Annotated in this window: 10 protein-coding genes; 3 read left to right on the forward strand and 7 right to left on the reverse strand. The window is 72.2% G+C overall.

The window, feature by feature from the left end; all coding sequences use genetic code 11:
- Nucleotides 1-33 precede the first annotated feature (33 nt).
- Both OCS65_RS22170 and OCS65_RS22175 read right to left on the reverse strand, forming a co-directional pair.
- Nucleotides 34-1,662: a cell division protein PerM gene (locus OCS65_RS22170; protein WP_231771905.1), complete on the reverse strand. Its 1,629-nt coding sequence runs from the start codon at nucleotides 1,660-1,662 to the stop codon at nucleotides 34-36.
- Between the two features lie 66 nt (nucleotides 1,663-1,728).
- Nucleotides 1,729-2,958: a DUF5336 domain-containing protein gene (locus tag OCS65_RS22175; protein WP_168579298.1), complete on the reverse strand. Its 1,230-nt coding sequence runs from the start codon at nucleotides 2,956-2,958 to the stop codon at nucleotides 1,729-1,731.
- Nucleotides 2,959-3,065: 107 nt separating this feature from the next.
- Here OCS65_RS22175 and OCS65_RS22180 point away from each other — a divergent pair, with 107 nt between their 5' ends.
- Complete coding sequence (locus tag OCS65_RS22180) at nucleotides 3,066-3,689, forward strand: IMPACT family protein (RefSeq protein WP_050036291.1); 624 nt, start codon at nucleotides 3,066-3,068, stop codon at nucleotides 3,687-3,689.
- A 70-nt stretch (nucleotides 3,690-3,759) separates the two neighbouring features.
- On the opposite strand, the gene sucD is transcribed toward OCS65_RS22180, so the two are convergent.
- The 3 genes from sucD to OCS65_RS22195 all read right to left on the reverse strand — a co-directional run bounded on the left by sucD (nucleotide 3,760) and on the right by OCS65_RS22195 (nucleotide 7,707).
- Complete coding sequence (sucD, locus tag OCS65_RS22185) at nucleotides 3,760-4,662, reverse strand: succinate--CoA ligase subunit alpha (protein WP_003937757.1); 903 nt, start codon at nucleotides 4,660-4,662, stop codon at nucleotides 3,760-3,762.
- A 15-nt stretch (nucleotides 4,663-4,677) separates the two neighbouring features.
- Nucleotides 4,678-5,847, reverse strand: a complete 1,170-nt coding sequence (gene sucC / locus OCS65_RS22190) for an ADP-forming succinate--CoA ligase subunit beta (RefSeq protein WP_006945023.1) — start codon at nucleotides 5,845-5,847, stop codon at nucleotides 4,678-4,680.
- A 144-nt stretch (nucleotides 5,848-5,991) separates the two neighbouring features.
- Nucleotides 5,992-7,707, reverse strand: coding sequence for a hypothetical protein (locus tag OCS65_RS22195; protein WP_263507640.1), 1,716 nt, complete (start codon nucleotides 7,705-7,707; stop codon nucleotides 5,992-5,994).
- 226 nt (nucleotides 7,708-7,933) lie between these two features.
- On the opposite strand from OCS65_RS22195, the gene OCS65_RS22200 reads away from it, so the two are divergent.
- On the forward strand, nucleotides 7,934-8,977 hold the full coding sequence (locus OCS65_RS22200) for a M23 family metallopeptidase (protein ID WP_065922906.1): 1,044 nt from the start codon (nucleotides 7,934-7,936) through the stop codon (nucleotides 8,975-8,977).
- A 77-nt stretch (nucleotides 8,978-9,054) separates the two neighbouring features.
- Here OCS65_RS22200 and pcrA read toward each other — a convergent pair whose 3' ends face one another.
- On the reverse strand, nucleotides 9,055-11,499 hold the full coding sequence (gene pcrA, locus OCS65_RS22205; protein ID WP_065922907.1) for a DNA helicase PcrA: 2,445 nt from the start codon (nucleotides 11,497-11,499) through the stop codon (nucleotides 9,055-9,057).
- A 289-nt stretch (nucleotides 11,500-11,788) separates the two neighbouring features.
- Here pcrA and OCS65_RS22210 point away from each other — a divergent pair, with 289 nt between their 5' ends.
- Nucleotides 11,789-12,097: a chorismate mutase gene (locus OCS65_RS22210; protein WP_029541984.1), complete on the forward strand. Its 309-nt coding sequence runs from the start codon at nucleotides 11,789-11,791 to the stop codon at nucleotides 12,095-12,097.
- A 327-nt stretch (nucleotides 12,098-12,424) separates the two neighbouring features.
- Here OCS65_RS22210 and OCS65_RS22215 read toward each other — a convergent pair whose 3' ends face one another.
- Nucleotides 12,425-13,876 carry an NAD-dependent succinate-semialdehyde dehydrogenase gene (locus OCS65_RS22215; RefSeq protein ID WP_263507642.1) on the reverse strand — a complete coding sequence of 484 codons (1,452 nt, stop codon included), beginning with the start codon at nucleotides 13,874-13,876 and terminating at the stop codon, nucleotides 12,425-12,427.
- Between the last annotated feature and the right edge of the window lie 58 nt (nucleotides 13,877-13,934).

The following is a 13,934-nucleotide window of genomic DNA, read 5'->3' on the forward strand; positions in this document are numbered from 1 at the left end:
GAGGGGTCGGCCGGATGCTCGGCCGGGTAGAGCCTAGCCCTTGGGGGGTGCGGCCCCCTCCGGCAGGTCACCGTTGCGCTCCGGCGGCGCGCCGGCATCCTGCTCGGTTGCGCCGGACCCGCCCGGCTCGTCGGCGGCGTCCTCGAGCTCCGCGTCGGCGACGTCCACACGCTCGTCGTCGGCGGGGTCCACGCGCTCGGCGGGGTCCTCGCCCTCGGTGCCGGCGTCGGCGGGGTCCTGCTGCCCCTCGGGGCCGTCCTCGACGATCTCGGCCTCGAGCACGTCGGCGGTCGGCGTCGCCGGGCCCGCCTCGAGCGCCTTCGCCTCGTCGAGCGGGGTGGCGTCGGCCTCCTCGACCGGCTCGTCGCCGTCGGGATTCTCGGCGGCGGCGGTCTCCGTGGCGGACTCCTCCGCGGCGGCCGACGCTCGGGCGGCCTCCGCCGCGGCCAGGCGGTGCTCGCGCCACAGCAGCAGCTGCGACGTGACGAGGCCCAGCAGCCCCGACCACGCGAATACCAGAACCCCGGCAAGCCACCAGTTTCCGCCGACCACGCCGAAGATCCCCAGGGGGCCACCGGCGACCCACGTGGCCAGCGCGCTCGTCGCGCCCGCGAGCGCCGCCGCAGCGACCACCGTGAGCGCGGCGTCGGTGGACGACACGTACTCCCCCCGGGCCCGCGCCTCGAGGTGGCGCTGGGCGACGTACCGTCCGAGCAGCGCACCCACCGTCGCGGGAACGGCCAGCAGCACCGGCCAGAACGGCGCGGCCGGTCCCGGTGGGATCACGGCGAGCACCGGCAGCGCGGGCAGGTCACCGCCGGTCGCCTCGAACAGGCTCAGGGTCACGTCGCCGAACTGCACCGTGCTCCCGGCCACCACGGCGGCGGCCCCGATCAGCACGTTGGGCAGGTACAGCACCGACAGCACCGTCAACCCGAACGCCCCGGTCACTCCCCCGCCGCGGCCGATCAGGTCACCGACCACGGTCCACGACCACAGCAGCCCGAGTACGGTCACCACCCCGGCCGCGGCGAACATCCCCAGCACCGCGCGGGCCGCGGGGCGCACGGCGGCGACCAGCCAGTTCGGCACGCCGTAGCGGACGGACAGCGGCCGCCACGTCCGGGCACCGATGCCGAGCCCGGCCCCGAGCAGGTAGAGGGCCGTCACCCAGGCCAGCGCGGCCGCCGGATTGGGGGTGACGACGGGCAGGACACTCGCCGCATCCTGGATCACGATCAGTGCCACGATCGTGATCACCGTCGGACCGGCGAGGGTGGCCACGGCGATGCGTGAGGCGTTCCGACGATCGAGCGGACGGCCGCCGAGCGCGACGAAGGCGTCGGTGGCCGAACGCGCGGCCCGGGCGGTCAGCCACACCAGCACCGCCGTCGGCAGCAACGGCAGCACGCCGAGCGCTACCCCGTCGATCGTCAGCGTCACCTGATGCAGGGCCAGCCAGCTTCCCGCGATCGCCGCGTAGATGCCGGTCAGGTCGCTGCTCGCGGCCACCATCGTGGTCACCACCAGCGTGGCGATCAACGCGAGGGTCACTGCCGGCACCCTGGCCGCCGTGCCGAGCAGGATCCGCAGCTGCTCCGGTTCGACCGGGTTGCCTTCCGGGGTGGTGCGCCGGTCGGACCGGCCTAGCGTCGAGGTCATCGTGTCGAGAGTGTCACCCGGCGACGGTCGTGACGGTCAGGCGCGCCGCAGCACGTGCGGGAGCCGTCACCGCGGCTCGTCACCGGGGCGGAACGCCTGCGTCGGCGCCGGGTCCGACGTCCGCTCGGCGTCGTCCTCCGACGGACGCCCCGCGGCATCCTGCTCGGAATCGGCGTGCCGGGGGGCGAGCACGGTCGGCTCGTCCGCGCCGCCACCGGCGGGCTCCCCCGGCCGGCCCGAAGGACCGGGCGACCCGGCGCCGTACGGGGCCTGGGCTCCCGTCGGGGTGTAGGCCTGCTGGCCGGGGTGCTGCCCCTCGGATTGCGGCCGGTCGACGCGCAGCGGCTGGCTCAGGTGCTCGGTCTGGGCGCCGTAGTCCGGGCTGGGGTAGTGCTCGCGCGGCTGCGCGCCCGAGTACTGGGTGCCCGGGTACTGGGATCCCGGGTACTGTCCGGACGGGTGCTGCCCGGACGGATACTGGCCGGTGGAGTACTGCCCCGACGGGTACTGCCCGGTGGAGTACTGCGGCTGCTGGTAGCCGGGGTACTGCGCCGAGGACCCCGAGGGGTAGGCCGAGGACCCCGAGGGGTAGCCGGAGCCCTGCGTTCCGTATCCGCTCGACGCCGCGCCGGGAGCGTAGCCCTGACCGGACGGATAGCCCTGCCCCGCGCCGGCACCCTGCGCTCCGTAGCCCTGGCCGCCGTACCCCTGACCGCTGTAGCCCTGGCCGCCGCTGTACCCCTGGCCCACGCCCTGCCCGCCGCCTCCCTGGCCGCCGAACGACTGCGCGGGCGCGCGGCGCTGGCCGGGCACCAGGATGCCGATCCCGAAGAGCAGCGCCATCAGCGCGAGCGCGGTCTGCAGGAAGCCGAGGACGAGGATCGACACCCCACCCCACGAGATACCGGTGTCGTCGGGCAGGTGGAAGAGCTGGAACAGCGACACCACGAAGCCGACCGCGGAGGCCGCCACCGCAACGGAGCGCAGGTCCTGACCCGGTAGCAGCGACAGTGCCGCGGCCGCGCCACCGAAGAGCAGGAAGGCCAGCGGCACGACCGCGAACCCGAAGTCGAACGACGACAGCGCAACCTGGGTGCCGAAGGAGATCCGCACGTACGGGGCCAGGCCGAGCAGGAAGTTCAGCACCGCCAGCACCGCGACGGCGATCGGCAGGAGCAGCGGCACCACCTTGTCGGAGCCACGGGAGGCGAGGCTGGATCCGCCCCCGGTCGACGACCCCGTGGGACCTGACGGGGTGTCGGACCGGCCCGTTCCCGAGCCTGCTGGGTAGGTCATCGCTCCTCCTGATGTCGTCGGCTGCTCTGTGACCAGCCTAGGCACGATCACCGTGGGCGGCAGGAGTCCCGGGAATCCGGCGAATCCCCACCGGCGAGAATGTGCGCATGCCCAGCACCCTCGAGCCCGGAGCGGACGTCGTCGCCGAGACGGAGATCAAGCATTCCCGCTTTCTCGCCGCGCTGCGTCGCGTCGACTCGGATACCGCCGCGCTCGCCTTCGTCGAGGAACAGCGGAGGCTGTATCCCGATGCGCGGCACCATTGCTGGGCCTTCGTGGTGGGCGACGAGCCGGCGCACCGGGCGGAACGGTCGAGCGACGACGGGGAACCGGGTGGCACGGCCGGGGTGCCGATGCTGCAGGTGCTGCACCATCGCGATCTGGTGAACGTCGCGGTGGTGGTCACCCGCTGGTTCGGCGGCATCAAGCTCGGCGCGGGGGGACTGGTCCGGGCGTATTCGGGTGCGGTGGCCGTCGCGGTCGACGCGGCGACGCTGGTGCCGCGGGAGCGACGGGAGGTGTTCACCCTGGCGGTGGGGCACGGTGACGCCGGCCGGGTGGAGTCGGAACTACGGGGCCGCGGGGTGAGCGTGCTCGACGTGTCCTACACGGAGCGTGTCGTCTTCACGGTCGCGGCCCGGGATGCGGCCGGGTTGCGGAGCGTGGTGGCGTCGGCGACGGCCGGCGCCGGCGAGCTCGAGCCCGTCGGCACCGAATGGGTGGACGGGTAGGCAGCGGAGCTGCCGGTGCGTCCTTTGGGCGGTCAGGACCGCCCAAAGGACGCACCGGCGGCGGAGCCGCCTACAGCGACTGCAGGATCTCGCGCGCGAGAGCGGCGGTCTCGGACGGCGTCTTGCCGACCTTCACGCCGGCCGCCTCGAGGGCGTCCTTCTTGGCCTGCGCGGTGCCCGAGGAGCCGGAGACGATGGCGCCGGCGTGGCCCATGGTCTTGCCCTCCGGAGCGGTGAACCCGGCGACGTAGCCGACGACCGGCTTGGTCACGTTGGCCTTGATGTAGTCGGCCGCGCGCTCCTCGGCGTCGCCGCCGATCTCGCCGATCATGACGATGAGCTTGGTCTCGGGGTCCTTCTCGAACGCCTCGATGGCGTCGATGTGGGTGGTGCCGATGACCGGGTCGCCGCCGATGCCGATGGCGGTGGAGAAGCCGAAGTCACGCAGCTCGAACATCATCTGGTAGGTCAGGGTGCCGGACTTGGACACCAGGCCCACCGGGCCCTTGCCGGAGATGTTGGCCGGGGTGATGCCGACCAGCGACTCACCCGGGGTGATGATGCCGGGGCAGTTGGGGCCGATGATCCGGGTCTTGTTGCCCTTCTCGACGTTGTAGGCCCACGCGTACGCGGTGTCCTGCACCGGGATGCCCTCGGTGATGACCACGAGCAGCGGGATCTCCGCGTCGATGGCCTCGATGATGGCGTCCTTGGCGAACTTCGGGGGGACGAACGCGATCGAGACGTCCGCGCCGGTCTCCTTCATCGCCTCGGCGACGGTACCGAAGACGGGCAGCTCGACGGCCGAGCCGTCGGCGGCGGTGTGGGACACAGTGGTGCCGGCCTTGCGGGCGTTGACGCCGCCGACGACCTGGGTACCGGCCTTGAGCATCAGGGCGGTGTGCTTGGTGCCCTCGCCGCCGGTGATGCCCTGGACGATGACCTTCGAGTCCTTGTTGAGGAAGATAGACATGTTCTCCGTGTGTCCTTACTTCGCGGCGTGCGCCAGCTCGGCGGCCTTGTCAGCGGCCTCGTCCATGGTTCCGACCAGCGTGACCAGCGGGTGGTTGGCGTCGGCCAGGATCTTGCGGCCCGCCTCGACGTTGTTGCCGTCCAGGCGGACGACCAGCGGCTTGTTGGCCTCGTCGCCGAGGATCTCCAGCGCCTTGACGATGCCGTTGGCGACCGCGTCGCACGCGGTGATGCCACCGAAGACGTTGACGAACACGCTCTCGACCTGGCCGTCGTTCAGGATGACGTCCAGGCCGGCGGCCATGACCTCGGCGGACGCGCCGCCACCGATGTCGAGGAAGTTGGCGGGCTTGACGCCGCCGTGCTTCTCACCGGCGTACGCGACGACGTCGAGGGTCGACATGACCAGGCCCGCGCCGTTGCCGATGATGCCGACCTGGCCGTCGAGCTTGACGTAGTTCAGGTCGTGCTCCTTGGCCTTGGCCTCGAGCGGATCGGTGGAGTCCTTGTCCTCGAGCTCGGCGTGCTCGGGGTGGCGGAAGCCCGCGTTCTCGTCGATGGTGACCTTGCCGTCGAGGGCGAGGATCTGATCGTCGGGGGTGCGCACGAGCGGGTTGACCTCGACCAGGGTGGCGTCCTCGGCGACGAAGACCTCCCACAGCTTCTGGATGGTCACGGCCGCGGCGTCGAGCACGTCGGCGGGCAGGTGGCCCTGCTCGGCGATGCTGCGCGCGAACGCGAGGTCGACGCCCTTGACGGCGTCCACGGGAACCTTGGCGAGACGCTCGGGCTTGGTGGCCGCGACCTCCTCGATCTCCATGCCGCCCTCGACCGAGCACATGGCCAGGTAGGTGCGGTTGGCCCGGTCGAGCAGGAAGGAGATGTAGTACTCCTCGGCGATGTCGCTGGCCTCGGCGACCAGCAGCTTCTTGACGATGTGACCCTTGATGTCGAGGCCGAGGATGTTCTCGGCGTGGGTCTTCGCATCCTCGGGGGTGGCGGCGTACTTCACGCCACCGGCCTTGCCACGACCACCGGTCTTGACCTGGGCCTTGACCATCACAGGCTTACCGATTTCCTCGGCGATCGCCTTGGCATCGTCGGCCGTGTCGGTCACACGACCCAGCGACGTCGGCACACCATGCTTGGCGAAGAGTTCCTTCGCCTGGTATTCGAAGAGATCCATCTGCTCACCGTCTCGTCTGCGTTGACGCCCGCTCGAGGGGTATGAGCGGGTCCGTTCGGACTGTAACTAGTCGGAAGTCCCACCAAACGCCCGCACTCCTGGTATGTGTCGCATGTCACCGGAGCGAGGGGCCCGAGGGGTACCTCACGGATTTTCCTCCCGGATTGTGAGCCACGCCGCAGCCAGGAGGAACACCACCCCAAGGATTGCAGGCAGTGTGAGGACGCCGTTCACCGGCTCCTGCTCCGGGCTCCGCACGAGCAACCACGACGCCGCATACAGGGCCACCGACGCCGCCGCGCCGAGCAGCAGCACACCGCCCCGGGCCGGCCGCGACCGCGCTGCGACCAGCACCGCTGCGACCACCGCGACGGCGAGCAGCACCCGCCCCCACACGTCGTAGCCCCACGGATAGCCCAGGACCGAACCGGCCCCGGGCTGCACCGGCAACAGCACACCGGCACCGGCGACGAGAGCCGCAGCCGCGCCCACCGCGCGCACGACCGGCCCGGCGATCCGTTCGACGGAGGTGTCGATGCCGTCGCGTTCCGCACCCCCGGCCAGCACGACGAGCACCCCCGTCGCCGCCGCCCCCAGGATCGCGGCGCCGGCCAGCCACGCGCCCGGCCCGGCACCGACGCCGGGCAGGTCCGCGGCGAGCACCCAGGACTGCAGCACCGCCCCGGCGGCGGTGACCACCGCGACGACCGGCACCGCGACGGCGGGCCGCAGCGGGGCGGCGAATTCGGAGAGCAGCAGCCACACGCTCAGCGCCAGCACGAGCAGGCCTGCGGCGAGCAGCAGGCGAGTGGCCGGCAGGTCGGGCGCCGGCGCCCCGGCCGGGACCGACAGGGTGGGCAGCAGCGCACCCGCCGTCGCGACGACGCCGGTGGCAATCCCCGCGACGCCCGCGGTGACGTGCCGGCGCAGCATCGCCGGGACGGACGTGACCGCCCTGGGCACCGGCCCTGCGGCGCGGGCGGACCGGGCGACGAGCCGGGGCAGTGCGACCGCGGCCGCGACGAGGGCGACGGCGGCGACCACCCCGACGGCGGCACCGGGCGACGGCGCGAGCCGCTCACCGGTGAGGCCCGCCGCCAGGCGCGGGCCCAGGATGCCGAGCGCACCGAGCCCCGCACCCGCCACCAGGCCCGTCGCGGCAGCCGGCGAACCGGTCACCAGCGCCCACGTCGCCGTCAGCACCACCGCGACCGCGGCGGCCAGGGAACCGATCGCGGTGGCCGTGGTGGCGTCGAGGACGCCGGGGCCGAGCAGCACCGGGTCGTCCGAGACGAAGGGCGGGGCGAGGAGCGCACCGGCCGCGACCAGGGCCGCCACCGCCACCGCGGTCGCCGCCGGGGCCCCGACGCGCACACCCACCGGGCCGTCCTCGCCGGGCACGTGTGCGGGGTCGGCCCCGAGCCGCCGGACCGCGACGGCCCCGAGGACTCCGGCGCCGACCGCGGCGAGATGGCCGGCGAGGACGACGCCCGCGCCCGGGCCCGCCGTGAGGCCGGCGGCTGTGAGGGGCCGGAAGAGCTCGAGCCGGTCGGCGTCGAGGGCGTCGGTGAACAGCGCGACGTCGAGCAGGGCCGCGCCGAGTGCGACGAACCCGGCCCCCGCAAGCAGCGCGCCGGCCCGGATTCCGGCGAGGGGCCCGGGCCGACGGGCGAGACTCACCGCGCCGACGGGCACCGCGAGCGCGGCGGCGACGGCGACGAGCGTCGCGGCGCCGAGGGCGGCGCCGACGGGCCCGGCGTCGGCGCGGACCGCCGGCAGGAACGGCGCGACCGCCACGGCGATGGCGCCGAGCACGGACAGGACGAACGCGGCGACGAGGACGGGCGGGCGGCTCGGCACGCCCCGACGCTACGGCGACGTTCCGATTCATCGCGGCGTGACACACCGTGAATATTCGGTATCGCGCCGTAACCGAAGGAACGTTTCCATATACGCCCAGCTCAAACTGTGATGCCAGTCACAAGGCCCGATTTCCAGCCCGTTTGGGTTGCCACGCTTGCGATCGTTTCGTTACCGTCGCTTCGGTCCGAATAACGGTCAGGTCACGAACGGAGGACGGCAGTCGATGCACACTTGCACTCCACGCGCCGACAGCCGTCCCGGCAGCGGGTTCGGTGACTTCGAGTCCACGGAGGCCACCGACCATCTCTATCCGGGCCACTGGCAGCCGCACGAGCGTTACCTCGACGAGGGCCCGGCGGACGATCTAGACGTCTCGAGCATTGTGAACTTCCGCAACACCAGTACCACCGAGCAGTACGAATTCTATGGCACCGAGCCGGCCGAGCCGCTCACCGCCCCCGGATCACCCGACGGCGATCTGGCCGCCCCCACTCGTCGCGGCGGCGCCCACCGGGTTCCCACTCCCCCCGCCGCCCTCAAGGGCCGCGCCGCGGTTCTCGCGGTCGCCGCCGGCGCCGTCGTCGCCGCGGGCCAGGCCGCCGCCAGCGGCCCCGCCCAGGAGTCCGAGCACTCCGAGGTCGCCCTCGCCGCGGACGCCACCGACTCGCACGTCATCACCGCCACCGCGGTGCCGCAGGCCGCGCAGTTCGCCCCGGAGACCGAGTCCGAGGGCGCCGCCCCGTCCCAGGCCCCGCAGGTCCTCAACATCGCGGACCCGAACGACCTCTCCCAGTTCTCGAACCTGCTCGCCAAGGGCCAGCGGTTCAGCGAGGAGCGCGCCGCCCGCGAGGCCGCCGCCCGCCGCCCGCTGTTCGTCCTTCCGGCCGCCGGCGTCTTCACCTCCAGCTACGGTGCCCGCTGGGGCACCCTCCACGCCGGGGTGGACATCGCCGGTCCGATCGGGACCCCGATCCTCGCGGTCGCCGACGGCACCGTCATCGACTCCGGTCCGGCGTCCGGCTTCGGCATGTGGGTGCGCCTGCGCCACGCGGACGGCACCGTCACCGTCTACGGCCACATCGACCAGTCCATGGTGACGGTCGGTCAGCAGGTCATGGCCGGCGACCAGATCGCCACCATGGGCAACCGCGGCCAGTCGACCGGCCCGCACCTGCACTTCGAGGTGCACCTCAACGGCATCGACAAGATCGACCCGCTGCCCTGGCTCGCGACCCGCGGCATCTCCCTCGGCATCCGGAACGACTGACCTCCGGCGTTTCTCGCGAAACGGGCCCCGCACCGGCTGGTGCGGGGCCCGTTTCGCGTCCGGCCGGGAACCCGGGGTCAGAGCTTGACCATCGGCACGCCGCCGACGAGCATCAGCCGCACCTTCCCGGCGCTGCCGAAGTCGATGACCACCGTCGCCGTCGGCCCGGAGCCGCGGGTCTCGAGGACCGTGCCGAGGCCGTACTTGTCGTGGCTGACCCGGTCGCCGACGGCGAGCACGAGATGGTTGTTGCGCGAGCGCGCGGCCCCGAAACTCGGTGTCGACTGCCGGTCGTCGCCGAACCGGGACGCTCCACCCCCGAAGCCGGAGCCGACTCCGCCGTAGCCGCCCCGGCCCCGGCCGGCTCCGATGGCGTGACCACCGGCCACCCCCGGATCCTCCCGGCGCCACTCCACGAGTTCCTGCGGAATCTCTTGCAGGAAGCGCGATTCCGGATTGGTCACCGGCTGCCCCCAGGCCGAGCGCAGCACCGCCCGGCTCAGGTAGAGGCGCTGCCGCGCGCGGGTGAGCCCGACATAGGCCAGGCGCCGTTCCTCCGACAGCTCGGCCGGGTCGCCGAGCGCTCGCATGTGCGGGAACTGCCCGTCCTCCCACCCGGTCACGAACACCACCGGGAACTCGAGACCCTTGGCGGTGTGCAGCGTCATCAGGGTGACGACCCCGTCGCCCTCCTCGGGGATCTGGTCGGCGTCGGCCACCAGCGACACCCGTTCGAGGAACGCGGCGAGCGAGCCGGGCTCGGGCTCCCCCTCCGCGCCCTCCCGTTCCTCCTCGAGACCCGCGGCATTGCGGGCATCCGAACTGAATTCCCTTGCCACGCTGACCAACTCGTTGAGATTGTCGAGCCGCGTGCCGTCCTGCGGGTCGTCGCTGGCCTCGAGCTCGGCGCGGTAACCGGTGCGGTCGAGGACCGCCTCGACGACGTCGCCGATGTCGACGAGGTCGTTGCCGTCGGCGTCGGTCTCGGTGAGCATCCCCCGCAGCTCGTCCATGAGGTCGACGAACGCGGCGATGGCCTTCTGCGAGCGGGTGTTCAGCAGGGGCACGGTGCCCTCGGCCGCGTCGCGCAGGGCCCGGCCGAACCCGACCGCCGTGCGTTCGGCGTGCACCGCCACGCAGGCCTCCGCGCGGTCGCCGATGCCGCGACGGGGGGTGTTGAGGATACGGCGCAGGCTGACCGTGTCGTCCGGGTTGGCGAGCACCCGCAGGTACGCGACGAGGTCGCGAACCTCCTTGCGCTCGTAGAAGCGCACGCCGCCGACCACCCGGTAGGGCACGCCGTGCCGGATGAACACGTCCTCGAGGGCACGGGAGGAGTTGTTGGTGCGGTAGAACACCGCGACGTCGGCGAACCTGGCCTCACCGGCGTCGACGAGCCGGTCGATCTCCGCGGCCACGAACTGCGCCTCGTCGTGCTCGTTGTCGGCGACGTACCCGGTGATCGGTTCCCCCGCGCCGGAGTCCGTCCACAACCGCTTCTCCCGTCGTCCGGTGTTGCGCGCGATCACCGCGTTGGCCGCCGAGAGGATGTTCTGGGTGGAACGGTAGTTCTGCTCGAGCAGGATCGTGCGAGCGTCGGGATAGTCGCGTTCGAACTCCTCGATGTTGCGGATCGTCGCGCCGCGGAACGCGTAGATGGACTGGTCGGCATCGCCGACGACACACAGCTCCCCCGGCGCGACCGCATCGTCCGTCACGGTGTCGTCCGCACCGCCCACGAGCGTGCGCACGAGCACGTACTGCGCGTGGTTGGTGTCCTGGTATTCGTCGACGAGAACGTGGCGGAACCGTCGGCGGTAGTACTCCGCCACCTGCGGATGCGCCTGCAACAGTGCCACCGTCTCGCCGATCAGGTCGTCGAAGTCGAAGGCGTTGGCCGCGCGCAGCCGCTGCTGGTAGTGCGCGTAGACCCGCGCGACGATCCGCGGCAGTTCCGCCGCCTCGCGGTCCGCGTCGGCCGCGGCCTCCTCGGGGCCGATCAGCTCGTTCTTGAGATTGGAGATGTGCGTCGCCAGCAGCCGCGCGGAATACCGCTTGACGTCGAGGTCGAGATCCTTGGCGATCATGGTGAGCAGCCGCCGGGAGTCGTCCGCGTCGTAGATGGTGAAGTTCGAGTTCATCCCCGACAGCAGCGCCGACTGCGCCCGCAGGATCCGCACGCAGCTCGAATGGAACGTCGACACCCACATGCTGTTCGCGCGCGGACCGACGAGGTGGGCGACGCGCTCGCGCATCTCGGCGGCCGCCTTGTTGGTGAACGTGATCGCCAGGATCTGGCCCGGCGCCACCCCACGCTCACCCAGCAGGTACGCGATGCGCCGGGTCAGCACCGCCGTCTTGCCGGAGCCGGCCCCCGCGACGATGAGCAGCGGAGACCCCGTGTGGGTCACGGCCTCCCGTTGCTGGGGATTGAGCCCCTCGAGCAGCGCGTCGGGGGTCATCGCCCGCACCCCCGAGTTCGACGCGGGGACGGGACGGCCGGAGGCAACGGGTGTGTTCATCGTGGTACCAAACTACCGGCGATCGCCGACAGCCGTGCCGGCCGGGCCGGGGCGATTCGGCAGGTATGCCTTACTTGGCCGGTTCGGGGACGGGTGGCAAACTGAACGTCATGTCATGCGCTCCACGTCGCCACTATCGGCGACACTTCCATCGGTGTGAGAGCCGATGACCGAGGCCTGACCACACCCGAGGCTTCGGCTGCTGCGCCACCGAAGTCCCGAGCCGACGGCCGGACCGGTAACGCCCGCAGTATCCGAAGCGATCCCAGAGCTGACGCGAGGAGACGACATGAGCACCAACACCGAGGCCGCCGGTTCCGGAGCCAGCGCATCCGACGCTGCCCTGCCCACCACCGAGGCGGAGATCGACGAGCTCCGTAAAGAGATCGACCGGCTCGACTCCGAGATCCTGGCGGCGGTCAAACGCCGTACCGAGGTCTCGCGCATCATCGGCCAGACCCGCATGGCCTCCGGCGGTACCCGCCTGGTGCACAGCCGCGAGATGAAGGTTCTCGAGCGCTTCAGCGAGCTGGGCCAGGAGGGTCACACCCTGGCCATGCTGCTGCTGCGGCTCGGCCGCGGCCGTCTCGGTCACTGACGCCACGGCCGTCCGGGTCACCGAGGCCACGGCCGTCCGGGTCACCGAGGCCACGGCCGTCCGGGTCACCGAGGCCACGGCCGTCCGGGTCACCGAGGCCACGGCCGTCCGGGTCACCGAGGCCACGGCCGTCCGGGTCACCGAGGCCACGGCCGTCCGGGTCACCGAGGCCACGGCCGTCCGGGTCACCGAGGCCACGGCCGTCCGGGTCACCGAGGCCACGGCCGTCCGGGTCACCGAGGCCACGGCCGATTCGGTCACCGAGTCCCGCCGGTACGCCCCCGAGCCCGTCGGTCCCGACGCTCGGGGGCGTCACCGTCGCGCAGGTCACTGCAGCGCGATGTACTTCGTCTCGAGGTACTCCTCGATGCCTTCACTGCCGCCCTCGCGGCCCAGCCCGGAGGCCTTGACACCGCCGAACGGCGCCGCCACGTCGGAGATCACGCCCCGGTTGACGCCCACCATGCCGGACTCGACGGCCTCGGCCACCCGCAGCGCCCGGTCCAGGCTCTGCGTGTAGATGTACGCGGCCAGTCCGTATTCGGTGGCGTTGGCCGCATCGATCGCCTCCTGCTCGGTGTCGAACCCGGCCACGGCGGCGACGGGGCCGAACACCTCCTCCCGCAGGATCCGGGCCTCGGCCGTCACCCCGTCGAGCACGGTCGCCGGGTAGTACCACCCCGGGCCGTCGGGGACGGATCCGCCGAGCCGGAGGCTCGCCCCGGCCCCCACCGCGTCCTGCACCAGCGCGCCGACGGTCTCCCGCTGGCCGGCGTTGATCAACGGCCCGAGTGTGGTGCCGGGGTCGGTGCCGCGCCCGAGCCGGTACTGCGCCATCCGCTCGGTCAGCTTCTTCACGAACTCCTCTCGCACCGAGTTGGCGACGTGGAAGCGGTTCGCGGCCGTGCACGCCTCGCCGCCGTTGCGTAGCTTCGCGGCCAGCGCGCCCTCGACCGCGGCGTCGAGGTCGGCGTCGTCGAACACCAGGAACGGCGCGTTGCCGCCCAGCTCCATCGACGTGCGCAGCATCGCCTTCCCGGCCCGCTCGGACAGGGCCCGGCCGACCCCGGTGGAACCGGTGAAGGTCAGCTTGCGCAGGCGGGGATCGTCGATCAGCGGACCGGTGACCGCCCCGGCGCGCGACGTCGGCAGCACGGACAGCACCCCCTTCGGCAGGCCGGCCTCGGCGAACAGCTGGGCGAGCAGCAGCATCGTCAGCGGGGTCTCCGACGCGGGCTTCATCAGGATCGTGCAGCCCGCAGCGAGGGCGGGACCGATCTTGCGGGTGCCCATCGCGAGCGGGAAGTTCCACGGCGTGATCGCCAGGCACGGTCCCACCGGCTGCTTCGTCACCAGGATCCGTCCGTTGCCCGCGGGCGCGTGGGTGTAGCGGCCCGCGATCCGCACCGCCTCCTCGGCGAACCAGCGGAAGAACTCGGCACCGTACTTGGCCTCGGCCCGGCTCTCCGGCAGGGCCTTGCCCATCTCCAGGGTCATCAGGAGCGCGAAGTCCTCGGCACGTTCGGTGATCCGCGCGAACACCGAACGCAACAGTTCGCCACGTTCGCGCGGCGGGGTCGCGGCCCACTCGTGCTGGACGGCCACCGCGGCGTCGAGGGCGCGGACGGCGTCCGCCGGACTCGCGTCGGCGACGTCGGTGAGCGTGTCGCCGGTGGCGGGATCGTGGACGGGGAAGGTGGCGCCGTTCTCTGCGCCCACCCACTCCCCGCCGAGGAACAGTTCTGTCGGTACGGTCCGGATCAGTTCTTCGGTGTCCATGACCCACATCATGCGCTCCACGACCCGAGCGGATTCCGAACCCGCCGGTAACTGCGGC

This window comes from Rhodococcus aetherivorans (genome assembly GCF_025722975.1).
Classification (GTDB): domain Bacteria; phylum Actinomycetota; class Actinomycetes; order Mycobacteriales; family Mycobacteriaceae; genus Rhodococcus; species Rhodococcus aetherivorans.